Source organism: Pacificoceanicola onchidii (assembly GCF_004804335.1).
Lineage (GTDB): Bacteria > Pseudomonadota > Alphaproteobacteria > Rhodobacterales > Rhodobacteraceae > Pacificoceanicola > Pacificoceanicola onchidii.
Genome location: NZ_SRXY01000005.1, coordinates 139,595 through 164,560, shown reverse-complemented (window position 1 = coordinate 164,560; position 24,966 = coordinate 139,595). Strand labels below are relative to the sequence as shown.

The 24,966-nt window shown below is 64.0% G+C and carries 22 protein-coding genes; 12 read left to right on the top strand and 10 right to left on the bottom strand.

All coding sequences use genetic code 11. The features are described 5' to 3' along the window. Positions 1 to 62: 62 nt before the first annotated feature. Positions 63 to 2,615 (top strand): Hint domain-containing protein, encoded by a 2,553-nt coding sequence (locus tag E4662_RS24430; protein ID WP_136442281.1) that lies wholly within the window; start codon positions 63 to 65, stop codon positions 2,613 to 2,615. Between the two features lie 57 nt (positions 2,616 to 2,672). On the opposite strand, the gene E4662_RS14345 is transcribed toward E4662_RS24430, so the two are convergent. Continuing rightward, positions 2,673 to 4,166: a divergent polysaccharide deacetylase family protein gene (locus E4662_RS14345; RefSeq protein ID WP_136442280.1), complete on the bottom strand. Its 1,494-nt coding sequence runs from the start codon at positions 4,164 to 4,166 to the stop codon at positions 2,673 to 2,675. A 244-nt stretch (positions 4,167 to 4,410) separates the two neighbouring features. Between E4662_RS14345 and trpD the strand changes: the two genes are divergently transcribed. The 7 genes from trpD to lexA all read left to right on the top strand — a co-directional run bounded on the left by trpD (position 4,411) and on the right by lexA (position 9,892). After that, positions 4,411 to 5,427, top strand: a complete 1,017-nt coding sequence (gene trpD, locus E4662_RS14340) for an anthranilate phosphoribosyltransferase (protein WP_136442279.1) — start codon at positions 4,411 to 4,413, stop codon at positions 5,425 to 5,427. Between the two features lie 18 nt (positions 5,428 to 5,445). Beyond that, positions 5,446 to 5,949: a hypothetical protein gene (locus E4662_RS14335; protein ID WP_136442278.1), complete on the top strand. Its 504-nt coding sequence runs from the start codon at positions 5,446 to 5,448 to the stop codon at positions 5,947 to 5,949. 6 nt (positions 5,950 to 5,955) lie between these two features. Further along, positions 5,956 to 6,612 carry a uracil-DNA glycosylase gene (locus E4662_RS14330; RefSeq protein ID WP_136442277.1) on the top strand — a complete coding sequence of 219 codons (657 nt, stop codon included), beginning with the start codon at positions 5,956 to 5,958 and terminating at the stop codon, positions 6,610 to 6,612. After that, a complete protein-coding gene (trpC, locus tag E4662_RS14325) occupies positions 6,609 to 7,412 on the top strand; it encodes an indole-3-glycerol phosphate synthase TrpC (protein WP_136442276.1) in 804 nt (267 codons plus the stop codon). Before E4662_RS14330 ends, trpC begins: the two co-directional genes overlap by 4 nt. Beyond that, complete coding sequence (gene moaC / locus E4662_RS14320) at positions 7,409 to 7,885, top strand: cyclic pyranopterin monophosphate synthase MoaC (protein WP_136442275.1); 477 nt, start codon at positions 7,409 to 7,411, stop codon at positions 7,883 to 7,885. Before trpC ends, moaC begins: the two co-directional genes overlap by 4 nt. Continuing rightward, positions 7,882 to 9,048: a molybdopterin molybdotransferase MoeA gene (locus E4662_RS14315; RefSeq protein WP_136442274.1), complete on the top strand. Its 1,167-nt coding sequence runs from the start codon at positions 7,882 to 7,884 to the stop codon at positions 9,046 to 9,048. The genes moaC and E4662_RS14315 overlap by 4 nt, the downstream gene beginning before the upstream one ends. Before the next feature lie 151 nt (positions 9,049 to 9,199). Further along, a complete protein-coding gene (gene lexA / locus E4662_RS14310; RefSeq protein WP_136442273.1) occupies positions 9,200 to 9,892 on the top strand; it encodes a transcriptional repressor LexA in 693 nt (230 codons plus the stop codon). Here lexA and E4662_RS14305 read toward each other — a convergent pair. Next, a complete protein-coding gene (locus E4662_RS14305) occupies positions 9,886 to 11,955 on the bottom strand; it encodes a ComEC/Rec2 family competence protein (protein ID WP_136442272.1) in 2,070 nt (689 codons plus the stop codon). The genes lexA and E4662_RS14305 overlap by 7 nt on opposite strands. Before the next feature lie 77 nt (positions 11,956 to 12,032). Between E4662_RS14305 and gltX the strand changes: the two genes are divergently transcribed. The 3 genes from gltX (at position 12,033) to E4662_RS14290 (ending at position 16,690) form a co-directional block, all read left to right on the top strand. After that, a complete protein-coding gene (gltX, locus tag E4662_RS14300) occupies positions 12,033 to 13,436 on the top strand; it encodes a glutamate--tRNA ligase (RefSeq protein ID WP_136442271.1) in 1,404 nt (467 codons plus the stop codon). An 81-nt stretch (positions 13,437 to 13,517) separates the two neighbouring features. Next, positions 13,518 to 14,813 carry a citrate synthase gene (gene gltA, locus E4662_RS14295; RefSeq protein ID WP_136442270.1) on the top strand — a complete coding sequence of 432 codons (1,296 nt, stop codon included), beginning with the start codon at positions 13,518 to 13,520 and terminating at the stop codon, positions 14,811 to 14,813. A 269-nt stretch (positions 14,814 to 15,082) separates the two neighbouring features. Continuing rightward, positions 15,083 to 16,690 carry a DUF642 domain-containing protein gene (locus E4662_RS14290; protein ID WP_136442269.1) on the top strand — a complete coding sequence of 536 codons (1,608 nt, stop codon included), beginning with the start codon at positions 15,083 to 15,085 and terminating at the stop codon, positions 16,688 to 16,690. Between the two features lie 194 nt (positions 16,691 to 16,884). Here the strand turns inward: E4662_RS14290 and E4662_RS14285 are convergent, their stop codons facing one another. From E4662_RS14285 to E4662_RS14255, 7 genes are all read right to left on the bottom strand, one after another. After that, positions 16,885 to 17,661 carry an enoyl-CoA hydratase-related protein gene (locus tag E4662_RS14285; protein WP_136442268.1) on the bottom strand — a complete coding sequence of 259 codons (777 nt, stop codon included), beginning with the start codon at positions 17,659 to 17,661 and terminating at the stop codon, positions 16,885 to 16,887. A 69-nt stretch (positions 17,662 to 17,730) separates the two neighbouring features. Then, on the bottom strand, positions 17,731 to 18,231 hold the full coding sequence (locus tag E4662_RS14280; protein ID WP_136442267.1) for a DUF2087 domain-containing protein: 501 nt from the start codon (positions 18,229 to 18,231) through the stop codon (positions 17,731 to 17,733). Between the two features lie 197 nt (positions 18,232 to 18,428). Beyond that, positions 18,429 to 18,917: a cytochrome c-type biogenesis protein gene (locus tag E4662_RS14275; RefSeq protein ID WP_420819267.1), complete on the bottom strand. Its 489-nt coding sequence runs from the start codon at positions 18,915 to 18,917 to the stop codon at positions 18,429 to 18,431. After that, the gene (locus E4662_RS14270; RefSeq protein WP_136442266.1) at positions 18,914 to 20,881 is read right to left on the bottom strand and encodes a heme lyase CcmF/NrfE family subunit; all 1,968 of its coding nucleotides are present in this window, start codon (positions 20,879 to 20,881) and stop codon (positions 18,914 to 18,916) included. Before E4662_RS14270 ends, E4662_RS14275 begins: the two co-directional genes overlap by 4 nt. Before the next feature lie 82 nt (positions 20,882 to 20,963). Continuing rightward, positions 20,964 to 21,443, bottom strand: coding sequence for a P-loop nucleotide/nucleoside kinase family protein (locus tag E4662_RS14265; RefSeq protein WP_240705202.1), 480 nt, complete (start codon positions 21,441 to 21,443; stop codon positions 20,964 to 20,966). Positions 21,444 to 21,575: 132 nt separating this feature from the next. Continuing rightward, complete coding sequence (locus E4662_RS14260; protein ID WP_136442265.1) at positions 21,576 to 22,133, bottom strand: holin family protein; 558 nt, start codon at positions 22,131 to 22,133, stop codon at positions 21,576 to 21,578. Continuing rightward, entirely contained in the window at positions 22,124 to 22,738 is a 615-nt protein-coding gene (locus E4662_RS14255) for a holin-associated N-acetylmuramidase (RefSeq protein WP_240705201.1), read from the bottom strand. Before E4662_RS14255 ends, E4662_RS14260 begins: the two co-directional genes overlap by 10 nt. A 108-nt stretch (positions 22,739 to 22,846) precedes the next feature. Between E4662_RS14255 and E4662_RS14250 the strand changes: the two genes are divergently transcribed. Beyond that, positions 22,847 to 23,266, top strand: a complete 420-nt coding sequence (locus E4662_RS14250; protein WP_136442264.1) for a cupin domain-containing protein — start codon at positions 22,847 to 22,849, stop codon at positions 23,264 to 23,266. Positions 23,267 to 23,384: 118 nt separating this feature from the next. On the opposite strand, the gene pgi is transcribed toward E4662_RS14250, so the two are convergent. Then, the gene (pgi, locus tag E4662_RS14245; RefSeq protein ID WP_136442263.1) at positions 23,385 to 24,965 is read right to left on the bottom strand and encodes a glucose-6-phosphate isomerase; all 1,581 of its coding nucleotides are present in this window, start codon (positions 24,963 to 24,965) and stop codon (positions 23,385 to 23,387) included. Position 24,966 lies beyond the last annotated feature (1 nt).

The following is a 24,966-nucleotide window of genomic DNA, read 5'->3' as shown; positions in this document are numbered from 1 at the left end:
AACCCCGGCGGGTGCTCTGTCACCGGTCTACGCACCGGTCCTGACGAGGCAGGAGTAACGGTATGCCCAGCGGGTATCTGGTCACCCTTGGTGACAACAGTCTGGATTCCGGCGATGTGATCAGCGGCGCGCTGATCACCTTTACAACCGACACCAATCTTGGTGCCGGGCAATGGATCTGGTCCGGCACGTGGGGTGGCTCGACCTTTACCGATGTGCAGGAACCGGGGGTTTATTACCTCGGCACGGACGGCAACGTCTATTTCGTGCCGGACTTTGGCCCGGTTGATACGCTGACCTCATCCTCGGTGGTGACCGCCCCGACCTACGTTGTCCCATCCGATGGCATCGTCACCGGCACCAGCGGCGATGATGTCATTGATCCCGATTTCGTGGACGGCGACGGCGACAGTCCGGACAGCGCGGGCAATGCCGATGATATCCGCTCCGGCGCAGGCAATGACACGGTCACCGCCGGGCAAGGCGGCGATACGGTGGACGCGGGCGCGGGCGACGACCTCGTTTACGGCGATTACGGCAATTACACGCCCGGCAACGTGGACGAAACGCTGGACTGGTCCGCTGAGGGCGGCAACGGCACAGATTTGTCTGCCGGATTCACGCAGGACACCGGCAGCATCGACGTCACGGTGGGCTTCACCAACACCGGCAACAACAACCCGACCTTCGAAGTGGACACCGGCACCACGCAATATGCGGTGGGCGGCTTTGATCCCAACTCCGCGTTGTACCTGTTTGGCCAGGGCGACGGCGCGACCTCCACAACCACGATCAACTTCTCCTCAAGCTCCGAAGGAGAGGCCGAGGATGAGGTGGAGAACGTCGAATTTCGCATCAACGACATCGACTGGGGCAATGCGAACCACACCGATGTTGTCACGGTCAACGCCTATGACGCGGACGGAAATCCGGTTTCGGTCACCTTTACCTTGGGCGGGGGCGATACGCTTGTCGGGAACACGATCACCGCCGAGACGGTGGCCGAGAACCCCAACCAGGTCGGTGGCTCCGTGCTGGTGCAGATCGCGGGCCCCGTGTCCGAGATCGAGATCATCTATGGCAACGCGCAGGGCAACACGCAGGCCATCTGGGTCACCGATCTGAGCTTTGAGGCCGTGCCCGTCGCCTCCGGTGATGACAGCCTGATCGGCGGCACCGGCAATGACACGCTGTTTGGCGAAGGCGGCAATGACACGCTGGAAGGCGGCGCGGATGATGACAGCCTGAACGGCGGGCTGGGGAATGACACGCTGGACGGCGGCACAGGCGACGACACGCTGGAAGGCGGCGTGGGCGCGGATACGCTGACCGGCGGCGCGGGGCTCGACTTTGCCACCTACGAGAATTCCGACGCGGCGGTAACGATCAACCTCGGCACCAACACGTTCAGCGGTGGCCATGCGGATGGCGACGTGGACGGCGGCGGTGTGGAAGGCATCATTGGCTCCGATTTCGGCGACAGTCTCACCGGCTATGACGGGTCGGGCGCGACCGGGACCAACGTCTTCTACGGCGGTCTGGGGGATGACACTCTGGACGGCGCGGGTGGCGACGACTCGCTCTATGGCGAAGAAGGCGCGGATTCCATTCTCGGCGGCGCGGGCGCGGACTACATCGACGGCGGCTCCGAGAACGACAGCCTGGATGGCGGGTCGGGCAGTGACACGATCCTTGGCGGCAGCGGCGATGACACCATCGCGGGCGGCCTTGGCGCGGACAGCCTGAGCGGCGGGACCGGCAATGATACGATTATCGCGGGTGTCGGCGATACGGTCTTCGGCGGCGACGGGGACGATGTCATCCAGATCACCGACACCGGCGAAGCGCCGGGCGTGATCACCATCGAAGGCAACACCACCGGCCAGACCGGCGGCGATACGCTGGACCTGAACGGGCTGGCGGATCGCTCGACCATCACCATCACCGACAACACCGGCGGCGAGCTGACCGGGACGGTCACGCTGCTCGATGGCACGGTGGTGAATTTCTCCAATATCGACAGCGTGATCTGCTTCACCCCCGGCACGCGCATCCTCACAGACACCGGTCCGCGCCCGGTGGAAACACTGGCCCCCGGCGATCTGATCATGACCCGCGATCACGGGCTTATGCCTCTGATCTGGACGGGCGCACGGCGGATGCTGGCCCGGGGCGAAAACGCCCCTGTTTCCATCGCACCGCACCTGTTTGGCGGGGCGCGGCCTCTGGTTGTCTCGCCCCAGCACCGCATGCTGATCGAAAGCCCGGAGGCAGAGCTGTTGTTCGGCGCGCGCGAGGTCTTTGCAGCGGCGCGCCACCTGATCGACGGCGAGACCGTGACGCGCGGGCGGGCTGGCGAGGTGACTTATCACCACCTGCTGCTGCCCTGCCACGCGGTGATCTATGCCGAGGGCATGGCGACCGAGAGCTTCTTTGCAGGCGACACCGGGCTGGAGGCGCTGGACGCCGCGTCTCGCGAGGCCCTGTTCACCGCCCTGCCCGACCTGCGCAGCGATCCCGGCAGTTACGGCGCGGCGGCGCGGGTTTGCCTGCGCGGCTATGAGGCGCGCATGTTGCGGAACGGCATGGGCAGCCGGATTGCTTCGGTGGCGTGAGGCCCGCCGGGCATCTCGACCCGTCCCCAAAGCGCACCCTGAGGTCAGACCCTGCCGTTACTGCTGGCTTTCCTTCAGCACCAGCGAGACCGGCACCAGAGCCACCGTCGACGCCCGGTCCTGCAAACCCCAGAGCATCAGCGCCGAGATCGTATCCGCGCGCAAACGCCCGAGCATGATCGCGGAGCCGTCCTGCCCGGAGCGGAGCGCGGCCTGGTTGAGGAACCGCCGGATCACGGTTGCATCCTGCCCTTCCCCGTCGAAATCGCGGAACAGCGTGGCCGAGGGCACGCCTGCCTTGGCCGCCAGCTGCTGCGCGGTGTTCAACCCTTTGGGCAAGGTTACAAGCCCGTGGCCCGTGGCCGCCAGAACCGCCGTCACCTGATTGGAGATCGCGCGGTCACTCTGCAGGCTGCCGTTCGGGTTTTCGATCACCCCGATCGCCTCGGGCACCGCGTCGAGCGTCCCGGCGAGGATCACCTCCACGTCCGCAGCCTGCGCGCCGTCCGGCACGGCGGCCATGGCCATGACTTCGAAGCCAAACTTGCGATAGGCCCGCGCCGCATTGGCGGCATCCGGGTGGCTCGGCGCGATGGCAAAGGTCACCGGAAACGGGAAGGATTCGAGCGCATCCGGCCCCAGTGGCCCGCTGCCGTCGTCGATCAGCACAATCGCAAGGCGCGGCTGGTCGGGGTCAACCTGAACCTTTGCGCCGTATTGCACCAGCGGCCCGTCCGCCGCAGGGCTTGCCGCTGTCTCCTCGGCCTCCGGCGCATCGCCAATACTGGCCAGACGCCCCTGCGGCACCGCCGGGCTGCGGCTGAGCAGACCGGGTGCAGGTGTGCCCGGACCGTCCTCGGAGGCCGCAGGCGCGGAGTCGCGCGGCGACTCGGCCGCCTGCTCTACCGGCTTTGGCTCTGGCTCGGGCAGCGGTGCCGGGGTCTCGGAGACCTGCGGCCGGGAATCTGTTTCAACCGTTTCGGCCACCGCCTCCGGCGCATCGGTACGCACCGCCGTATCGGCAGTCACCGGTGCAGGCGTCGCCCCTTCTTCCTCGAAGGCGGGCAAAGGCGCTTCCGGGGCCTCGCCAATCTGCGGGGCCGGTGTCGGGCGCGCATCCGGGGCCGGAGCCTCGGGGCTGGCAGGCTGGTCCAGCGGCTCTGCCTCTGTCGTTGCAATCTCGCGGTCCGTTTCTGGCGCAGGCTGTGCGGCGCTGTCCTCAGCGCTCGGGGCCGGTTCCGGCTCTGGCGCGGTGTCCACGGTCTCGGGCTCTGGCGGCGGGCTGGCCTCAGCGAGCCCCTCGGGCGCGGCGTCTTCCTGCGGTTTTTGCATCGGCGCAGGGGCGGTCTCGGAGACCGGCGCGTCCTCGCCTGCAACCGGCGCTTCGGGTGCGTTGGCCGTCTCGGGCGGCGATGCAAGAGCCCCGCCCTGAACATCCGGGCTGGGTTGCACGCCTCTGTCCGGCGTGCCCAACATCAGCGACATTGCCCCGGCCCCAAGGCCCGCAACCACTGTTCCCCAGAGCGCTCCCAACACAAATCCGCGTGCCATGTCCGATCGATGCCTCTCTGCCTGACCCTGCTCCGCTTAACGGTTGCAAAAGGGTCTGTCTGCCGCATGCGGGGTGCCTCACCTCCCGGTGGTCTTGACGCCAGCGGGCCCGCCTGCGCATGTATACCGCGACCCGGCCCCGCGCCGCCACCCCTGAGTAGAGAGCCATGCCGCAACTGCATCAAATTTGTGTCTGTTTGTCGCGGCCTGCCTCGGAAACCCTCCCCCAACGAAGAGCCCCGGCATGAGCACAGACATCAAACCCCTGATCGGCGCTGCCGCCGACCGCCCGCTGACCCGCGCCGAGGCTGAAGACGCCTTTACGATCCTGTTCAACGGCGAAGCCACACCGGCCCAGATCGGCGGCCTTCTGATGGCGCTGCGCACACGCGGCGAGACGGTGGATGAATATGCCGCCGCCGCCGCCGTGATGCGCGCCAAGTGCAACGCCATTACCGCCCCAGATGGCGCGATGGACATCGTTGGCACCGGGGGCGATGGCAAGGGCACGCTGAACATCTCCACCGCCACCGCCTTTGTGGTCGCAGGCGCGGGCGTGCCGGTGGCCAAACACGGCAATCGCAACCTGTCGTCCAAATCCGGCGCGGCGGATGCTCTGGGGCAGATGGGCATCAACGTGATGTCTTCGCCCGAGGTAGTGGAAAAAGCACTCGCGGATGTGGGCATCTGCTTCATGATGGCCCCCATGCACCACCCGGCCATGGCCCATGTCGGCCCGGTGCGCACGGAGCTGGCCACACGCACGATCTTCAACATTCTCGGACCTTTGACCAACCCCGCAGGCGTCAAGCGCCAGCTGACAGGGGCCTTCTCCCGCACCCTGATCCGGCCCATGGCCGAAGTGCTGGGCCAGCTGGGGAGCGAATGCGCATGGCTGGTACACGGCTCGGACGGCACCGATGAGCTGACCATCACAGGTGTCTCCTGGGTGGCCGCGCTGGAAGAGGACGGCAGCATCAAGGAGACCGAGATTCACCCCGAAGACGCGGGCCTTCCAGTGCATCCGTTCGAAGCGATCCTCGGCGGCACTCCGGAAGAAAACGGCAAGGCGTTCCGCGCGCTGCTGGACGGCGCGCAAAACGCCTACCGCGACGCGGTGCTGCTCAACGCCGCCGCCGCGCTCTGCATCGCGCGCAAGGCCAGCACTCTGCGCGAAGGCGCTGAGATGGCACGCGAAAGCATCGACAGCGGGGCCGCCCTGTCAAAAGTCACGGCTTTGGCCAAGGCTACAAATCCTTAACGCACAAGGACCATCGAGTTGGATATCGTTTTCTGGTTGTTTAACCGCAAAAGCCCCTACATCGCCCTGTTTTTTCTCGCGCTTTCCCTTTGGTTCACCTTTGACGGTTACCAAACGCTGCGCGAACGGAGTTTTCTCGACCGCGAAGGCCTGATCGCGACAGCAACGGTCACAAACCGCTATATCAAACCCGCAACCTGCCCCGGTGAAACCGGTCTGACGGCGGCCCTGTGCAACACAGACTTGCCCTATGCCGATTTCACCTTTGAGGTAGACGGCGTGACTATTGAGGGCAGCAAGAGCACCAGGGCCGTGTTCAATTTCATGGAAACCGACGACACCTTTGATGTGACCTACGCCCCCGGCAATCCAGAAAACTACCGGGTCGAAACCGGCCAGCCGCGCGAAAGCGGGTGGATGCACTGGCCGCTCGGGCTTGCCTTTGGGCCGATTCTGATGGCAGTTTTCCTGGCTCTGTTCTGGCGCAAAGGTGGCTTGGTCAAGCTGCGCGGCACAGCGTAACAGACCATGACAGCGCTTGCGGACCTCAACGGCTGGCAGACCCTGCCGTTCTTCTCGCGGATCTGGCCTGATCTCAGTGCCGCCATTGCCGCCGACACCCGTCAGATTCTGCCTCCCGAGCCGCAGCGCTTTGCGGCACTGGCGGCTTGCCCACCGGATCAGGTGAAGGCCGTGATCCTCGGGCAGGATCCCTATCCCACACCCGGCCACGCCCACGGCCTTGCCTTTTCGGTGGAGCCGGACGTACGCCCCCTGCCCCGCTCTTTGAAAAACATTTACAAGGAGTTGCAGGAGGATCTCGGCGCCACCCCGCCCAATGGCGATCTGCGGTTCTGGGCGGCGCAGGGTGTTTTGCTGCTGAACACCTGCCTCACCGTCCCCGCCGGTGAGGCCAATGCCCATGCCAAGCTTGGCTGGAAACACCTGACCGCCGATGTGCTGCAAAAGCTCTCGGATCGCCCCCGCGCCTTCCTGCTCTGGGGCAAGCCAGCACAGTCGTACGAGAAACACATCACCGGCCCGGATCACCTGATCCTCAAGACCGCCCACCCCTCGCCGCTCTCCGCCCGGCGCGGCTTTTTCGGCTCGCGCCCCTTTTCGGCGGTGAACGAGTGGCTTAAAGCCAATGGGGACACGCCCATCAACTGGACGACACCGACATGACCACGACCATTCTGGACAAGATCAAGGCCTACAAACTCGAAGAGGTCGCCGCCGACAAGGCGGTGAAACCCTATGCGGATATCGAGGCCGAAGCCAAAGCCGCCGCGCCCATCCGCCCCTTTGGCGAGGCGCTCTTCAAGGCCGCCGCCGCAGGTTATGGGCTGATCTCCGAGGTCAAGAAAGCCTCCCCGTCCAAAGGCCTCATCCGCGCCGATTTCGAGCCCGCGAAACTCGCCAAAGCCTATGAGATGGGCGGCGCAACCTGCCTCTCCGTTCTCACCGACACGCCGTCCTTTCAAGGGGCCAAAGACTTCCTCGTTCAGGCCCGCGCCGCCACCAACATGCCGGCGCTGCGCAAGGATTTCATGTACGACACCTATCAGGTCGCCGAGGCCCGCGCGCTGAATGCGGACTGCATCCTGATCATCATGGCATCGGTTTCCGACGCCCAGGCCACCGAACTGGAGGCCGCCGCTTTTGAATGGGGCATGGATGCGCTTATTGAGGTACATGACGGCGAAGAACTCGACCGGGCGCTTGAATTGAAGTCAAAGCTCATCGGCGTAAACAACCGCAATCTCAAGACCTTCGAGACCACTCTTGAGACAACACGTGAACTGTCGAAACGCATTCCCGAGGGGCGGTTCCTGATCTCCGAGTCCGGCCTCAACACTCCGGAAGATCTTGCCGACATGGCCGCCCACGGCGCGCGCGCCTTCCTCATCGGCGAGAGCCTGATGCGCAAGGAAGACGTCACCGCCGCCACGCAAACCCTTTTGAAAAACCCGGTGCCCGCATGAGCGATCTGACCCATTTCGACGCCTCCGGGAACGCCCACATGGTGGACGTCTCCGAAAAGGCCGTGACCTCCCGCATCGCCACCGCCGCGGGTTGGGTCAGGATGGCCCCCGAGACTTTTGCCCTGATCACCGAAGGCCGCGCCAAGAAAGGCGACGTGATCGGCGTCGCTCGCCTCGCGGGCATCATGGGGGCCAAGAAGACCCCCGAGTTGATCCCGCTTTGCCATCCCTTGCCCGTGACCAAGGTCACTGTCGATCTGACCCAGGACCCGGACCTGCCGGGCCTGCGCATCGAGGCGACGGTCAAGACCACCGGCCAGACCGGGGTTGAAATGGAGGCTCTGACAGCCGTCTCCACCGCTGCGCTCACCGTCTATGACATGGTCAAAGCTGTTGATAAGGCTATGGAAATCGGCGGCATCCATGTGACTTTGAAGGACGGCGGCAAATCCGGGCGGTACGAGGCGGAATGATCACCGTCACAGACGCCCTCGCCCGACTGTTCGAACTGGCCCCGGTGCTGGAGATCGAAGAGGTGCCGCTTTTGGAGGCCTCTGGCCGGGTGCTGGCGCAGGACGTGTTCAGCACGCGCGATCAACCGCCCTTCCCGGCCTCCGCCATGGATGGCTACGCGGTTCAGAACGCCGCCCCCGGCGACCGCTTCACCGTTATCGGCGAAAGCGCAGCAGGGCATCGGTTTGACGGCTCTGTCCATGCGGGTGAAGCGGTGCGCATCTTTACCGGCGCGCCGGTGCCGCAGGGCGCAAATCGTGTGGTTATTCAAGAGGATGTCATCCGGGATGGCGAGTCGATCACGGTTCAGGAGGGCCTTGATCCGAAACCTTATATTCGCCCCGCCGGGAATGATTTCCAGACTGGCAGCAGCCTGACTGCCCCCCGCGTCCTGACCCCCGGCGACATCGCGCTTCTGGCGTCCATGAATATCGCCCGCGTGCCTGTGCGCCGCCGTCCCATCGTGGCGCTCATGTCCACCGGTGACGAACTGGTCATGCCCGGCGAGACCCCCGGCCCCGATCAGATCATTGCCTCCAACACCTTCGGCCTGCACGCGCTGCTGAGCGGTATCGGCGCAGAGCCGCGCATGCTGCCTATCGCCCGCGACAATGCCGCGTCGCTCAAGACCGTGTTTGGCCTGATTGATGATGCGGATCTTGTGATCACAATTGGCGGGGCGTCGGTGGGCGATCATGATCTGGTTGCGCCGGTCGCCGCTGAGCTGGGCATGCAGCAGAGCTTTCACAAGGTCGCCATGCGCCCCGGCAAGCCCCTGATGTCAGGGCGGCTGGGCGAAGCCATGATGATCGGACTGCCGGGTAATCCGGTGTCCGCCATGGTCTGCGGGCATGTCTTTGTCGCGCCGGTGATCCGCGCGATGCTGGGCCTCGGTGCAGAGCCGCAGCCGCGCCTGACGGCGCCGCTCACCAAGCCTCTGGGCGAGAATGGCCCGCGCGAACACTACATGCGGGCAGTTTGCACCGATGCGGGCATTCACGCGGCGGATCGGCAAGATTCAGTGCTTCTGAGCGTTCTGGGCGCATCAAATGCGCTTCTCGTGCGGCCCGTGCGCGACCCCGCGCGCGACGTTGGCGAGAGGGTCGAGTACATCCCGCTCTAAGCCGCCTCTGAACAGCAAGAGTTCGTAAACCAAGATGAAGGGACACCCTTTTCATCCAGTCACCGCGCGCCTTACCCAGAGGAAATTGTTGACACAAAACGTGAACAGGCGTAGAACAAACGTTAACAAATAACCTCCCGAGGGGACGAGCATGCTGACTAAGAAACAACTCGATCTGCTGGATTTCATTAACAAGCGGATGATCCGCGACGGGGTTCCGCCAAGCTTTGACGAGATGAAAGACGCGCTGAACCTGCGTTCGAAATCCGGCATTCACCGTCTGATCACCGCGTTGGAAGAGCGCGGTTTCATTCGCCGTCTGGCGCATCGGGCGCGGGCCATCGAGGTGGTCAAACTGCCCGAAAGCCTGGGTGGCCGCCCCGCCGGGTTCTCGCCTCGGGTGATTGATGGCGACCGTCCCGATCACACACCGGCCGCCGCGCGGGACTTCCAAAGCGAAGCGAGCGAGCTGCCGCTGATGGGCCGCATCGCCGCCGGTGTGCCGATCGAGGCGATCAACGATTCGCCCCCGATGATTTCCGTCCCGCCCGCCATGCTCAAAGGGCAAGGCAAGCATTATGCGCTTGAAGTCAAAGGCGATTCCATGATCGAGGCCGGGATCAATGACGGCGACGTGGTGATCATTTCCGAGACCAGCGTGGCGCAGGAAGGCGACATCGTCGTGGCACAGGTCGAAGGTTATGAGGCGACGCTGAAAACCTTCCGTCGCAAGGACGACATGATCGTTCTGGAGGCGGCCAACCCCAAGTATGAGCCGCGCATTCTGCCCGCCGGGCAGGTCAGCGTTCAGGGCAAGCTGATCGGGCTGATCCGCACCTACTGAGCGGCGGCCACGTCCCTCGGCGCGGGTCTTGTCCCGTGCCAGAGCCTGTGACCGGAGGCCTGCGCGGCTGTGAGCATGCGCGGGCCGTCCTCTCCCATCCAGAGCGCGACGGAGCCGCTCGCCTTGAGTGCAACCGGATCAAATCGCGTACAAGGCCCTTTCAACGCAAGATCGACGCTTGAGATGATGATCTGGCGCGGGCGGCACGCGTTCCAGGCCCTTGCCGCGCGTTTGCCTTGCAGGTGCACCACCTCGAAATCCCCGAACTCCGCGCGCCGCGTGCGCCCACCCTCTCCCGGCCAAAGCGCCCCGGCGCTGGCCTGCGTTGCCCCCTCGCCGTCGTTTTCAAGCCAGGACCCGGCGACAAAGCCGGACCCTTTCGGGCGGGAGAGCGCGCGGCCTTCCTCTGTCATCAGCCCCACAAGTGCACCATTGTCCGCGATCAGCAGCGCCGGGCGTTCGGATTGGGTCCAGACAAGGGTGGCGAGCGCCATGGGCACGAGGCCCACCGCCCTTCCCCATCCGCGCCAGATACACAGGATCAGCCCGCCCATTGCCAGCACCGGCAAGACCCATGCGGGGGGCGCAATGATCGGGCGCACCGCGCCGGGCCAGCCTGCGATGGTCTCTGCCACGCCAAGGATCCAGTCGAGCCCCAGCCCCATGGCCCAGAGCGGAATCCAATCAAGCCCGAAGGGCATCAAAAGCCCCGCAACCACGCCCATCGGCACCACGATCAGCCCCATGACCGGGACCGAGATCAGGTTGGCGATCAGGCCGAAGGTGGCCGATTGGTTGAAATGCGCCATGCCAACGGGGGCTGTGGCGAGGCCCGCAACAGCGGAAGAGATCACCAGCCCAATGACGGGCCCCGTCCAACGCGGCAGATCGCGGCCCACGGCGCGCCAGCGGTTCACCGCCTCGAACACCGCCACAAGCGCCGTTGTCGCCGCAAAGGACATCTGGAAGCCGGGGCTGAACAGCGCCTCGGGGTGCAGGATCAGGATGATCAGCGCCGCCATGGCCACCGCGCGCAGGGAGATCGCCCGCTTCTCGAAGATCAAAGCACAGAGCGCCACCGCTGCCATGACAAAAGCGCGTTCGGTCGCCACGTTGCCGCCCGAGAGCAGCAGGTAGCCGAAAGCCGCGAGCAAGGCCCCGCCTGCTGCCCATTTCTTCACCGGCGCATGGTAGCGAAAGCGCGGGACAAGCAGCAGGCCGACGCGCAGGACGGCAAAGACAAACCCGGCGAGCAGCCCCATGTGCAGACCGGAGATGGCCAGAAGGTGCGCGAGGTTGGTGTCGCGCAGGTACCCGAGCGTCGTCTGCCCCATTCCGGAGCGATCGCCGGACATGACGGCAGCGGCAAAGGCCCCGGCTTCTCCGGGCAAAGCGCTTTGCACGCGGGAGGACAGCCACATACGCGCCTTGAAGACCCAGAGCCCGCGCGAGGGCGGCTCAAGCAGCAGGACCGGCGTGCGGGTATAGCCGATGCCGCCGAGGTGCAGGAACCATGCGTGGCGTTTGAAATCAAACCCGCCGGGCTCCACCGCGCCGCCGGGGGCATTGAGATGACCGGTGAGGATCACCGTCGCCCCGGGTTTCGGCTCGATAAACCCTTGCTGGCCATGCAAGGAGACGCGCACGCGATGCGGTGTGTCGGCGGGGTTCATCCGTTCGAGCACCACCCGGTCCAATGTCAGCCGAACCGCATCCGAGGCGGAGCGGTCGATCTTGACGATGCGCCCTTCGATGCTGCCGTAATAGCGAAAATCGAGCACTGGCCCCGCCACCCAATGCGCCTTGGCCCCCGCGAGGCCAAAGCCCGCGGCGATCAGGGTGAAGGCCACAAAAAACGGCCCGAAAACATCGCCCGCCAAACGCATCAGGAAAAATCCCGGCACCAGTGCCAAAAGCCCCAAGGCCAGCAGCCACACAGGCGGCTCCACCCGCAGTCCGAAATAGAGACCAATTCCCAGCGCAAGGCACACCGGCGCCCACGGGAAAAGGAACCCGCGCTGCATCAGCACCGTATTCGCGGCCATGGAAAAGAGGCCTGCCATCGCTTGCCCCGCGCCCTAGGGGTAGATAAGGAACGGCCCAAGCTACCCTCGCCACCGTTATCAAAAGGTTAACCAAGATGACCGAAGTCGTAACCCGTTTCGCCCCCTCGCCCACGGGCTACCTGCATATTGGCGGCGCGCGCACCGCTCTGTTCAACTGGCTGTTTGCGCGTGGTCGCGGCGGCAAGTTCCTTTTGCGCATCGAAGACACGGACCTCGCCCGCTCCACGCCGGAGGCCACGGCGGCGATCCTGAAAGGCATGGATTGGCTTGGCCTTGATCACGATGGCGAGGTTGTCAGCCAGGCGGCGGGGGCCGAGAGGCACCGCGAAGTGGCGCTGGCTCTGCTGGAGAAAGGCGCGGCCTACAAGTGCTTCTCGACCCAGGAGGAGATCGAAGCCTTCCGCGAGGCGGCGCGGGCCGAAAAACGCTCGACCCTGTTCCAGTCGCCCTGGCGCGATGCGGATTCGGCCACGCACCCGGACGCCCCTTATGCGATCCGCCTCAAGACCCCGCAGGACGGCGAGACGGTGATCGACGATCAGGTTCAGGGCAAGGTGACGATCCGCAACGATCAGCTGGACGACATGATCCTGCTGCGCTCGGACGGCACGCCGGTGTATATGCTTGCGGTTGTTGTGGACGATCACGACATGGGTGTGACCCATGTGATCCGGGGCGACGATCACCTGAACAACGCAGCCCGCCAGATGGGCATTTACATCGCCATGGGCTGGGACCTGCCGGTCTATGCGCATATCCCGCTGATCCACGGGCCGGACGGCAAGAAAATGTCGAAACGCCACGGCGCGACCGGGGTCGAGGATTACCAGACGCTGGGCTATCCGGCGGCGGGCATGCGCAACTACCTCGCCCGGCTTGGCTGGAGCCATGGCGATGACGAATTCTTTACCGATGATCAGGCAAAGGAATGGTTCAATCTCGAAGGAATCGGAAAATCGCCGGCGCGGTTCGATTTCAAGAAACTGGACAACATCTGCGGTCAGCACATTGCCGCGGCGGAGGATGCTGCACTGCTGCAAGAACTGGAGGAATTCCGGGCTGCCAAGGGGGAAGATGCGCTCACAGTGTCGCAGCGCGACGGCCTGTCGCGGGGCATGTATTGCCTCAAGGAACGCGCCAAAAACTTCCCGGAACTGCTTGAAAAAGCGCACTTTGTTATGACAGAGCGCCCGATCGAGGTGGAAGAGAAGGCCGCGAAACACCTTGATCCGGTATCCCGTGGTATACTGGATACATTGACGCCGCATCTGCAAAATGCTAGCTGGTCGCGTGAGGAACTGGAGGCGGTCATGAACCGCTTCGCTGAGGATCAAGGGACCAAGTTCGGAAAGCTGGCTGGACCGCTGCGGGCGGCCCTCGCCGGGCGAGCTGCAACCCCGAGCGTCTTTGACATGATGCTCGTTCTGGGCCGGGAGGAATCCCTTGCCCGCATCAACGCGGCCGGAGGCGCGGACTAACCGCACCGTCGGCCATCGCGACATAGAATGGTGTGGGCCGCCGCGCGGCCCCGCCCCACCGTATATAAAGGGATGATATGCATGGCTGACACAACAAAAACCGCGACGCTCACGATCGACGGGACCAGCTACGATCTACCGATCCATTCGCCGACCGCTGGCCCCGATGTCCTCGACATCCGCAAGTTGTACGGTCAGGCCGGTGTCTTTACCTATGACCCGGGCTTCACCTCCACCGCCTCCTGCGACAGCACCATCACCTTTATCGACGGTGACAAGGGTGAACTTCTGCACCGTGGCTACCCGATCGACCAGCTGGCGGGCAAATCGCATTACCTCGAAGTCTGCTTCCTGCTGCTTTACGGCTCGCTCCCGACCGCGGCCGAGCTCGAAGAGTTCGAAAGCACCATCACCCGCCACACCATGATCCATGAGCAGATGCACAACTTCTTCCGCGGCTTCCGCCGGGATGCGCATCCGATGGCAACCATGGTCGGCGTCGTGGGCGCCATGTCCGCCTTCTATCACGACAGCACCGACATCGCCGATCCGCGCCAGCGCGAGGTTGCCTCGCACCGCCTGATCGCCAAGATGCCCACCATCGCGGCGATGGCTTACAAGTACTCCATCGGTCAGCCGTTTGTGTATCCGCGCAACGATCTCGATTACGCGGCCAACTTCCTGCACATGTGTTTCGCGGTTCCGGCCGAAGAATACCACGTGAACCCGATCCTGAGCCGCGCGATGGACCGAATCTTCACCCTGCACGCGGACCACGAGCAGAATGCTTCGACCTCCACCGTGCGTCTGGCCTCCTCCTCCGGTGCAAACCCGTTTGCCTGCATCGCGGCCGGCATCGCCTGCCTCTGGGGTCCGGCCCACGGCGGTGCGAACCAGGCCTGCCTCGAGATGCTCAAGGAAATCGGCACCCCGGACCGCATTCCGGAGTACATCGCCCGCGCCAAGGACAAGAGCGATCCGTTCCGCCTGATGGGCTTTGGCCACCGCGTCTACAAGAACTTCGACCCGCGCGCGACGGTGATGAAGCAATCCGCCGACGAGGTGCTGGATCTTCTGGGTGTCGAGAACAACCCGATCCTCGCCACCGCCAAGGCGCTGGAACAGGCTGCGCTGGCCGACCCCTACTTCTCCGAGAAGAAGCTCTTCCCGAACGTGGACTTCTACTCCGGTATCATTCTCGAAGCGATGGGCTTCCCGACCTCCATGTTCACCCCGATCTTCGCGCTGTCGCGGACCGTCGGCTGGGTGTCCCAGTGGAAAGAACAGCTCGCCGATCCGGGCCACAAGATTGGCCGTCCGCGTCAGCTTTACCTCGGCGAGACCGAGCGCGATTACGCGGATATCGAAACCCGGTAAGCCAACGGCGCACCGCGCGAATCTCAAAGGGCCGCCCCAACCGGGCGGCCCTTTTTCATGCCCGTGCCACATTCGGGCGGGTCCCGGCCCGGCAACAATAAACCCTGTGGGAACAGACTGTTAAAGAAGAGGTTAACAAAGCCGGGGCAATTGTGGCGCAAAGAGGGCCGAAACAGAGTGTTTCCGTCAAAAGCCGGGTGCTTGCGGCGAAAACAAGGCAAAAACCGGACGAACCGCCTGACGTTTAACGAATTCATTGGAGCCCACCCATGTCCACCACCGGCAGCACCGAGATCCTTCTCGGGACAAACCCGCAGGTCCGCCTTGTCATCACCGAAGATGGCGGCAATCTGGTTTTTCAGGTCTTTTCCGAAGACCCGGACAACACGGACATCGATGCGCTCTTTTTCAACTACAATGACCCGGCGCTGGCGGACACGCTGACCATCTTCCCCGAGTATGACGAATCCATCGGCTCCAACGGGCAGAACGTTACCGGCTTCGACGTGACCACCGGCACGATGAACCAGACCAACAACGGTGCGCAGATACAGGACACCTATGATGTGCGCATGGAGTTCGGCACGGTGCCTTATTCCTCGAACGGCGACGTCGATCAGGCCATGGTCACCATGTATATGGATGGCGGCGATTATAACCTGTCGATTGCAGATCTTGACCTGTCGAACTTCACCGCCGTGGTGAACACCGAAACCGGCAATGGCCTTGCCCTGACCGGCGGTATCGGCGGCGAGCCGGAGGTGGTCTATCAGACCGTCACCGCGATCAGCGAAGACATGAGCGGCATGGGCCGCTGCGGCTATGGGCAAACCAATGAGAACATCGTCGAGAACGATTTCTTCCAGTATTACGGCGAGTTGCTGACCAATGGCCGCTATGACGGCAACCTGCAGCTGGCCGAAGTGGAAACCGACGGCCCGGTGACGCTGAGCTTTGACGCGCGCACCTATAACATCCACGAGTTCGAAAACTCCGGCCATTACGCGGATTCGCTGGAGGTGCAGGTGCGTCTCGACAATGGCGAGTGGATCACTCTGGACACCTTCCGCGTCAACGACGAAGGCACCGAAATGGTGGGCGATCAGACCGGCCAGACCTTCGGCAATCAGAGCGAGACGCTGGAATATTCCGGCGGCGTTCTGGATGGCGCGTCCGGGACGGCCGAGTTCCGCATCGTCTCGGACATTTCCGCCTGCAACGAGTACATCCTTGTCGATGACATCGAAGTGACCGTGACCGAAGCGGTCGAGGCGGAGACGGGTGAGAACCTGCTGGTCAACGGCAGCCTTGAGTCGGACACCGCCGATCACACATGGCAGGCCAACGGCAATCCCGAAGGCTGGACCAACGACAATGGCGGCATCGAGACCTGGGGCAACGGGTTCCTGGGCTACGACACCGCCGATGGCGGCAGCTTTGTCGAGCTGGACCGCCACGCGGGCGGCGAGGTGGACAACCTTTACCAGGACGTCCAGACCACCGCAGGCCAGTCCTACACGCTCGAATTTGACGCCGCACAGCGCGGCATGGACAACGAGAGCATCGAGATCTACTGGAACGGCACGCTGGTGGATACGGTTTCACCCGAAGATGACGACTGGGAGACGTTCAGCATCGAGGTTGTCGGCACCGGCGGCGAAGATCGCATCGAGTTCCGCGAACTGGCCTCCGAGAACGACAGCCTTGGGCCGATCCTCGACAACGTCACCCTCACGGCCACCGAAGCCGGAGAGGCAAACCAGGGCCAGTACGCGGTTGTCTACGACGATGTCATGGTTCAGCAGAACCAGAGCGAAGAAGAGCAGAACGCGGATCAGACCGACGAAGAGGACGATGGCGCAATGGCCATGGCCTGATCCCCGGCGCTCCGGACCCATGAAAAAGGCCGCCCCGTTTGGGCGGCCTTTGTCTTGTGCAGCGTTCGATTTGGGGGCCACGCGCGCTCTGCGCGCGGCAAAAATTTTCCAAAATTTTTGTCCGGGGCGCTGCCCCGTCGCGGCAGGGCCGCGACTCCCCGAGGTATTTACCGGCCCAAAGAAGCAGGGGGCGGTCAGTTTCCTTCGTAGGCCGCCGGGCGTTTTTCGAGGAAAGCCATCACGCCTTCCTTGAAGTCGCGGGTTTTGCCGCATTGCCCCTGCAGTTTGGCCTCCACCGCCAGCTGCGCCTCGAGGTCGTTCTCGAAAGCGCCCCGCAGCGCCACCTTGAGGTTCTGGTAGGCCACCGTCGGTCCGTTGGCCAGATGTGCCGCGCGGCTGCGCCAGTGGGCGTCAAAGCCGGCGTCCGGTACCGCCTCCCAGATCATGCCCCAGTCGTCCGCCTGCTGCGCCGTGATCTTGTCGCCGAAGAGCGCGGCGCCCATGGCTTTGGCCAGACCCATCTGGCGCGGCAAAGCCCATGTACCGCCTGCGTCCGGGATCAGGCCGATGCGGGTGAAAGCCTGCAGGAAGAAGGCGCTTTGCGTGGCGATGACCACGTCGCAGACCAGAGCAAGGTTGGCCCCTGCCCCGGCCGCGGCGCCGTTGACGGCGGCGATGACGGGCACCGGGCAGTCCGTGATGGCCTTGAGCATCGGCACGTATTCCTCGCGCAGCACCCGTTCGAGATCGAGCGTCTCGACGCTGCCCGCGTCCCCGAGGTCCTGGCCTGAGCAAAAGCATCCGCCCGTGCCGGTCAGAACCACCGCGCGCGCCGCCTTGCCCGCGCGGGTCAGAGCATCGGTCAGCTCGGCCCGCATCTGCGTGTTGAGCGCGTTCATCACGTCGGGGCGGTTCATTGTCACCACAGCGACCCCATCGGTCACGTCAAAGGTGATGGTTTCATAGATCATGGCGGCCTCATTCCTGATTTGCCGCCATGAAATACCGCCTTGCCGGGAAAGGCAAAGCGAAACGCGGCGTCACGGTTTGAGGATGCGTTTGATCAGGGCGAGCCCTTCCGTCTCCGGCTTCTGTTCGCGCCGCAGGTAGACCGATCCGTCGCGCGCGCGCGTGACCATGCCATGCTCGACCAAGGCCCGCCGGATCTGCGCCGCATCCCTGAACGCGGCCAACGCGTCGATGCGGGCGCTGATCTGGCGTTCGGTCAGAGGCTCTTTGGGCAGTTGCGCCCAGAGCACCCAGAGGCAGAGGCGCTGCACCGCCGTTTTACCGGGCCAGCGGGCAAAGCGGGCCTCGCCATCGAAGTGCCGTGCGGCGCGGTCGACCTGTTTGAGGTCGGGCGCGGCGGCTGGCGCGTCCGAGAGCCGCGCGCGCATATGCTGCCAGTTGCGGTAGCCCGCAGACCGGGCAATCAGGCCGAGCATCTCCACGTGGGAGGGCGGCGCGGAAAGCTCCGCACGCAGGCTCTTGGCAAACCCCGTGACATCGGGAATCGTCAGGGACAGTGTTTCTTTGGACATCAGTTCAGGTTCCTGCATCAGGATACCGCGCCCCGGGAAGGGGTAAGGAGGTCCGCCCTTGTCCTTTGGGTATCGCTTTTCAGGACAACCAAAATCCGATGAATGGCAGGTTTAGCACGTGGCGGAGCCTGGGTGATCTGCCGACCCTTCGGGCACTGTCACACAGCAGCCCGGCAGGATCAAGCCTGACCCGGGCCTTACCCTTTGAGGATTTCCTCAAGCCGCTTGCGCTCTTCCTCGCTCAGCCCTTCCTCGGTGACCGGGGCTGCCGTGGCCCGGCGCCGCAGGTAGACAGCCGCCATGGCGATGGCCATCAGGAACAGCACCGGCCCCGTGGCCCAGAGCATCCAGTTCCAGCCGCCCGTGGTTGGTTTGAGCAGGACAAACTCGCCGTAGCGGTCCACCACGAAGGCCACCACTTCCTCGTTTGTATCGCCTTGCGTGATCCGCTCACGCACAAGGATGCGCAGATCGCGGGCGAGCGAGGCGTTGCTCTCGTCGATGCTTTCGTTCTGGCAGACAAGGCAGCGCAGCCCGGCAGAGATGTCGCGCGCCCGCGCTTCCTGCGCCGGGTCGGGCAGGATTTCATCCGGCTCGACCGCCATGGCCACTGTGCCGACCACCGCCAGAAGCGCACCGATCATGTAGGCCGGGGCTTTGACCCGGCACCGCGCCAGAACACTCATTCCGCCGGAACTCCTTGCAGTTTCGAGGACTTCCGCGCCCCCGCCGCGACGCGGTAGCGCCGGTCGGTCAGGCTCAGAAGTCCGCCCAGGGACATGATGATGCAGCCCGCCCAGATCCAGTTCGCCAGCGGTTTGATATAGGTCCGCACAACCCAGCCGCCGCCGTCCTGCGCATCGCCAATCACCAGGTAGATGTCGCGCATGATGCGGTAGTCGATGGCCGCCTCGGTTGTCGGCATCTTGGCCACCGGATAGTCGCGTTTCTCCGGGTAAAGCCGGGCGATTTCCGCTCCGTCCTTGCGCACGATAATATCGCCTTGGGTGGCAAACCAGTTCGGCCCCTGCACCCGTTGCACATCGACCAGTTCGATCTCGAAACCGCCCACGTCATAGGGCTGGCCCGGCTGTGCCACGCGGATGTCTTCCACGTCCCAGGCCGTCAGCCCGGCGACGCCCAGCATGGTGATCCCGAGCCCGGCATGCGCCACCGCCTTGCCCCATTCGGCGCGCGGCAACCGCCACAAACGGCTTATCTCACGCTTTTGCCCGGTGCGGGACCAAAGGTCGGTGAGCGCCCCCGCCACCAGCCACGTGCCAAGGAACACGCCCACCGGCCCGAGCAGTGAGCGTTCGGTCTGCATCGCCCAGATCAGCCCGGCCACAGCCACGGCCAGAACAAAGGCCGGCACCAGCGCCCGGACAACCCGGTCCAGCTTGCCGCGCTTCCAGCCGATCATGGCACCGACCGGCAGGATCAGCCCCAGCACCACCATGAACGGCGTGAAGGCCATGTCGAAAAACGGCGCGCCGACGGAGAGTTTGCGGTCAAAGGCCATCTCCGCCACCAGCGGCCAGATCGTGCCGACAAACACCACAAGCGAGGACACCGCGAGCAGGATGTTGTTCACCACCAGCGCGCTTTCGCGGCTGACCACACCAAAGACGCCCTTGGCCTCCATCACATTAGCCCGCGCCGCAAAGAGCGTCAGCGCCCCGCCGGTAAAGAAGACCAGAATGCCGAGGATGAACACGCCGCGTTCCGGATCATTGGCGAAAGCATGCACCGAGGTCAGCACGCCCGAGCGCACGATAAACGTGCCAATCAGCGAGAAACCAAAGGCGAGGATCGCCAGCAGGACGGTCCAGCTTTTCAGCGCCTCGCGCTTTTCCACCACGATGGCCGAGTGCAGCAGAGCGGCCGCAAAGAGCCATGGCATGAAAGAGGCGTTTTCCACAGGGTCCCAGAACCAGAAGCCGCCCCAGCCCAGCTCATAATAGGCCCACCACGATCCCAGAGCGATGCCGATGGTCAGGAAAATCCACGCCGCCAGCGTCCAGGGTCGCACCCAGCGCGCCCAGGCCGCATCCACGCGTCCTTCGATCAAAGCCGCCACGGCGAAGCTGAAGCAGATCGAGAGCCCCACGTAGCCGAGGTAGAGAAACGGCGGGTGGAAGGCGAGGCCGGGATCCTGCAACAGCGGGTTGAGATCCGTGCCGTCCATCGGCGCCACGGCCATGCGCAAAAACGGGTTCGAGGTGAACAGCGTAAAGGCAAGGAAAGCCACGCCCACCGCCGCCTGCACCGACAGAACGCGCGCCTTGAGAGAGGGCGGCAGATTGCCGCCAAACCAGGCTGCCATGGCGCCGAACAGTGCCAAAATCAGGCACCACAGCAGCATCGAGCCTTCGTGGTTCCCCCAGACACCACTGATCTTGTAGAGCATCGGCTTGGCCGAATGGCTGTTCGAATAGACCAGCTGCAGCGAAAAGTCAGAGGTGACAAAGGCATAGGTCAGCGCCGCAAAGGCAATGCCGACAAGCGCAAACTGCGCCGTGGCCGCCGGCTCCGCCACCGCCATCCAGCGCGGTTTGCGCAAAAAGGCCCCTGCCATGGGAACGATCATCTGAATGGTCGCCACGAAGAACGACAGGATCAGGGCGAAGTGTCCGAGTTCTGTAATCATGAGGTTTCTTATAGGGCGCGCGGGACCATGGTCCAACGAGAATTGAATGTGTCCCGCGATCACATTGTCGCAAGACAGGCCATCAGATGGCCTCACCATGAATGGCCAGAGTAAACCCTTCGTCCGGGACTGGCTTCTCAAAGTGTTTCGAGATCGCCTCGAACTGCGCGTCCGTCACCTCGAATGGATGCTCACCCGACGCATTGCGCGCATGCAGCCGCGCCAGCAGAACGTCATCCGGCAAGTCCAGAACATGCAGCAGATGCTCCGCCCCGCTCCTATCCAGAACGTCCTTCATCCAGGCCCGCTGCGCCCGGGTGTTCGCCGGAAAGTCCAGCACCACGTCCACCCCCGTCGCGAGCAGCGCCGGAACATGCTCCACCATGACGCTCTGCAAGGCGCGAGAGCAGCGCCCGTAATCCGCGATGGTTTTCATCTGATCGCCGTAAAGCTTTGACAGCCAGTCATCTTCGCTGATCAGCACAGCACCGGGCTGCGCCGCCAGCCGGGTGGCCAGTGTCGACTTCCCGGCACAGATCTTTCCGCACAGCATGTGCAACATGGCTCTGATCCTTCTCTCCAGACCGCCGAGTCGCCAAACCCGGCCTGATGAAACAGGCCGGGTATACGCTGTGCGCATCCGAATTTCACGCGGACAATCGCCCGGTAGGCCGGGGCTTTGCCCCGGCGCCGCTCAGCGTCCGATGCGCCAGTCCTGCAAGGCCGCATTGTCGCCGCTGCTCTCGGAGGCAACCGGCCCTTGCACAGGCGCATCCGGAGAGACATCGCGCAGCGCTTCCACGTCGCGCACCGTTTGCACCACGCGCGGCACCGCTGCCATGCTCGCCGCCACCTCGCGCTGGAACTCCTGCCCCTTCGCCTGATGGCGCGCGCCAAAGTAGAAGCTGACAATCGCCCCAAGCAGCCACCAAAGCGGCTCCGGCACCAAAGCTATCCCCGCCATACGCGCCGCAAACCAGACCGGATCGACCATGGCCGCCACAAACAGCCCCATAGTCCCCAGCGCCATCGCCGGGCGGGGCACGCGGTTGAGCGCATCCATCAGCCGGTCAAACCAGCCGCGCCGCACCACGCGAAACTCGCGTCCGAACTGCTCCAGAGCTGCCGATTGCAGCACAGCACCGCGCGCCGCGTCTTTCTCGGCATTGCTGCGAAAGACCTCGGCGGTCTCCACCACCACGTTGCGCCCGCCGCCGAACAGCAGGCTCAGAATGCCGTCAATCATCCCCATGCCGACACCCGCTTGGCAAACTCCGCATCGCTCATGTGATAGCGCGTGGAAATGAACTCTTCGGCGCGCTTGATCCAGCCGCCTTTGCCGCCGGCGCGTGTGCGTGCGTATTTGCGCGAGGCCGGACGGCCATCTGCAATGCGGAAGTAATAGTTGCGCCGGGCGATCCCGTAAGCATCCACCATATGCGATGATGCCTTGGCCCAGGCTCGCGCCGCAGCCGCAATGGTGCGCGGCCCGATCGCGCCGTCCACGCTGACACGCTCATCCATGTCATTGAGCAGCCGTTGCAGGATCTTCACCGCATTGCTGCCCGCGTTGACATACATGTCAAACACGGTCGCATGCAGCGCCTCCGGCAGTTCCGCGATGCGCGGACCCAGGAAGTAATGCTGCAGGAAAATCTCCACCGCCTGCTCGCGGCTGAGCCGTTTCACATCCGCCGGTGTCACCCGCCCGTCGCCGGTCAGGTCAATCCCAAGCCGCCGCATGGTGTGGATCGTGACCCCGTATTTCGTTGCACCCCCGGGATCATCCGGGTCATTGACATAGCCCCCCTCGCGGGCGACGATTTCCTCGGCCATCTGCCGTACGCTCTGTGCCATTTCATGCCTCCTGCTCGAAGCGGTTTTGCGTGGCACGAGAATTCGCCTCAGACGTTAACCAAAGTTGAGCCGAGCGTACGGTGCTTCAGGCAAAGGATGAGAAACCCCATGCAAGCTGATGAGATCATTTCTCTTCTTGAGCTTTCGCCTCACCCGGAAGGTGGACACTACAAGCAAACCTGGATCGCGGAGAACGGCGAAGAACGGTCCGCCGGGACCTGCATCTATTTTCTGTTGAAAGGCGGCGAGCACAGCCACTGGCATCGCGTTGACGCCGCTGAGATCTGGCATTTCTACGCCGGTGCACCTTTGGTTCTGTCGCTGTCGGAAACGGACGCAGGGCCCCGGCAGGACATCGCGCTAGGACCAGACTTGCTCGCCGGTGAGCGCCCGCAGGTGATCGTACCGGCAAACCATTGGCAAGCAGCGCGCAGCACCGGCGATTGGACCCTCGTCGGCTGCACCGTCAGCCCGGCGTTCCAGTTCGAAGGGTTCGAACTGGCACCGGTGGGGTTTGATATTCCGTGAGGGGAAACGGCTTGGGCGGCTACAAAACAAACCCGTCCCGGATTTGATCCGGGACTTTTGGGCCTGTGCACAAGCCGCGCCCGTGGTGAAGGGAATGCCCCCTTCAGGCCAAACGCCCCTACCCCCGCATCCCCTGCACAAAGCCGATCAGCTGCGCCGTTGAGCCGTCTTTACCCGTCACAGGCTCTTCGCCCGTGACCATCGGCCCTAAAGCCGTGGCCAATTCCTTGCCAAGCTCCACACCCCATTGGTCATAGGAGTTGATGTTCAGCATCACCCCTTCGACAAACACCCGGTGTTCATACAAGGCAATCAGCTTGCCCAAAGTCTCCGGGTCCATCTTCTGGTAAACCAGCGTCGTCGAAGGCCGGTTCCCCGGGAACACCCGGTGCCGCGCCTGCCGTTCCAGCTCATCGCCCTCGAACTTGCCCGTAACCTTGCCGCGCGCCTCGTCCAAAGACCGCCCGCGCATCAAGGCCTCCGACTGCGCCAGACAATTAGCCACCAGCAGGTCGTGATGATGCGCCAGATCCGGCTCATGCCCTTCGGCGGCGATCATGAACTCGCAGGGGATCACCCGCGTGCCCTGGTGGATCAGCTGATAAAACGCGTGCTGCCCGTTGGTTCCCGGCTCGCCCCAGACAACCGGCCCGGAGTTATAAGCCAGGGGCGTGCCATCCATGGCCACGCCCTTGCCGTTGCTCTCCATTTCCATCTGTTGCAAATACGCCGGAAAGCGCGCCAGACGGTTGTCATAGGGCAGCACCGCGCGCGTCGCATGGCCCAAACCCTGGTTGTGCCAGATCCCCACCAGCGCGAGCAGCACCGGCATGTTCTCTGCCAAAGGCGCCTCAACAAAATGCCGGTCCATCGCCTGCGCGCCCGCAAGGAAGGCCCGGAAATCCGCAGGCCCCACGGCGATCATCAGCGACAGGCCGATCGGCCCCCACATGCTGTAACGCCCGCCAACCCAGTCTTCGAAGCCAAACACGCGCTCGGGCGGAATGCCAAAGGCGCCGGCCTTCTCCACGTTCGAGGACAGCGCAATGAACTTACCTTCGCCGCTGACGCCTTGCCCGGCCAGCCACGCCTTGGCGGTGGCGGCGTTGGTCATGGTCTCAATCGTGGTAAAGGTCTTGGACGCCACGATAAAAACCGTCCGCTCCGGATCGCAGTGCTTCAGCGTATCGGCAATATCCGCGCCATCGACGTTGGAAACAAAATGACAGCGCGGTCCGTCGTGATACGGCGCGAGCGCCAGCACGCCCATGGCCGGACCAAGGTCCGAGCCGCCGATCCCGATGTTGACCACATCGCGCACATCGCTGTCTCGCAGCTCTGCGGCAAGGCTCTCCATCCGGCTCAGCGTGTCCAGAACGCCCGGCATCACATCCGCGCCGTCCACCTCGACGGGGCGGGCCTCAAGGTTGCGCAGCGCCGTGTGCAGCACCGCGCGCCCTTCGGTCTCGTTGATCTTGGCCCCGGCAAACATCGCATCGCGCCGCGCCGCAACGCCCGCCTTTTCCGCCAGCCCCAGCAACTCCCCCAGAATGGCCTCATCGAGCTGCGTCTTGGAATAGTCGAACAGCATGCCCAGCGCGGTCAGGCTGAACGCCGCCGCCCGGCCTTCATCGGCAAACAGATCCTCTATGCGGCGATCCCCAAGCGAAGCCGCCTTTTCCTGCAAAGTCTCGAACATG

Excerpts from the sequence above, each read along its gene's own strand:
- E4662_RS24430 (WP_136442281.1), top strand. The coding sequence starts at position 63 with ATGCCCAGCGGGTATCTGGTCACCCTTGGTGACAACAGTCTGGATTCC.
- E4662_RS14345 (WP_136442280.1), bottom strand. The coding sequence starts at position 4,166 with ATGGCACGCGGATTTGTGTTGGGAGCGCTCTGGGGAACAGTGGTTGCG.
- trpD (WP_136442279.1), top strand. The coding sequence starts at position 4,411 with ATGAGCACAGACATCAAACCCCTGATCGGCGCTGCCGCCGACCGCCCG.
- E4662_RS14330 (WP_136442277.1), top strand. The coding sequence starts at position 5,956 with ATGACAGCGCTTGCGGACCTCAACGGCTGGCAGACCCTGCCGTTCTTC.
- trpC (WP_136442276.1), top strand. The coding sequence starts at position 6,609 with ATGACCACGACCATTCTGGACAAGATCAAGGCCTACAAACTCGAAGAG.
- moaC (WP_136442275.1), top strand. The coding sequence starts at position 7,409 with ATGAGCGATCTGACCCATTTCGACGCCTCCGGGAACGCCCACATGGTG.
- E4662_RS14315 (WP_136442274.1), top strand. The coding sequence starts at position 7,882 with ATGATCACCGTCACAGACGCCCTCGCCCGACTGTTCGAACTGGCCCCG.
- lexA (WP_136442273.1), top strand. The coding sequence starts at position 9,200 with ATGCTGACTAAGAAACAACTCGATCTGCTGGATTTCATTAACAAGCGG.
- E4662_RS14305 (WP_136442272.1), bottom strand. The coding sequence starts at position 11,955 with ATGGCAGGCCTCTTTTCCATGGCCGCGAATACGGTGCTGATGCAGCGC.
- gltX (WP_136442271.1), top strand. The coding sequence starts at position 12,033 with ATGACCGAAGTCGTAACCCGTTTCGCCCCCTCGCCCACGGGCTACCTG.
- gltA (WP_136442270.1), top strand. The coding sequence starts at position 13,518 with ATGGCTGACACAACAAAAACCGCGACGCTCACGATCGACGGGACCAGC.
- E4662_RS14290 (WP_136442269.1), top strand. The coding sequence starts at position 15,083 with ATGTCCACCACCGGCAGCACCGAGATCCTTCTCGGGACAAACCCGCAG.
- E4662_RS14285 (WP_136442268.1), bottom strand. The coding sequence starts at position 17,661 with ATGATCTATGAAACCATCACCTTTGACGTGACCGATGGGGTCGCTGTG.
- E4662_RS14280 (WP_136442267.1), bottom strand. The coding sequence starts at position 18,231 with ATGTCCAAAGAAACACTGTCCCTGACGATTCCCGATGTCACGGGGTTT.
- E4662_RS14275 (WP_420819267.1), bottom strand. The coding sequence starts at position 18,917 with ATGAGTGTTCTGGCGCGGTGCCGGGTCAAAGCCCCGGCCTACATGATC.
- E4662_RS14270 (WP_136442266.1), bottom strand. The coding sequence starts at position 20,881 with ATGATTACAGAACTCGGACACTTCGCCCTGATCCTGTCGTTCTTCGTG.
- E4662_RS14265 (WP_240705202.1), bottom strand. The coding sequence starts at position 21,443 with ATGTTGCACATGCTGTGCGGAAAGATCTGTGCCGGGAAGTCGACACTG.
- E4662_RS14260 (WP_136442265.1), bottom strand. The coding sequence starts at position 22,133 with ATGGGGATGATTGACGGCATTCTGAGCCTGCTGTTCGGCGGCGGGCGC.
- E4662_RS14255 (WP_240705201.1), bottom strand. The coding sequence starts at position 22,738 with ATGGCACAGAGCGTACGGCAGATGGCCGAGGAAATCGTCGCCCGCGAG.
- E4662_RS14250 (WP_136442264.1), top strand. The coding sequence starts at position 22,847 with ATGCAAGCTGATGAGATCATTTCTCTTCTTGAGCTTTCGCCTCACCCG.
- pgi (WP_136442263.1), bottom strand. The coding sequence starts at position 24,965 with ATGTTCGAGACTTTGCAGGAAAAGGCGGCTTCGCTTGGGGATCGCCGC.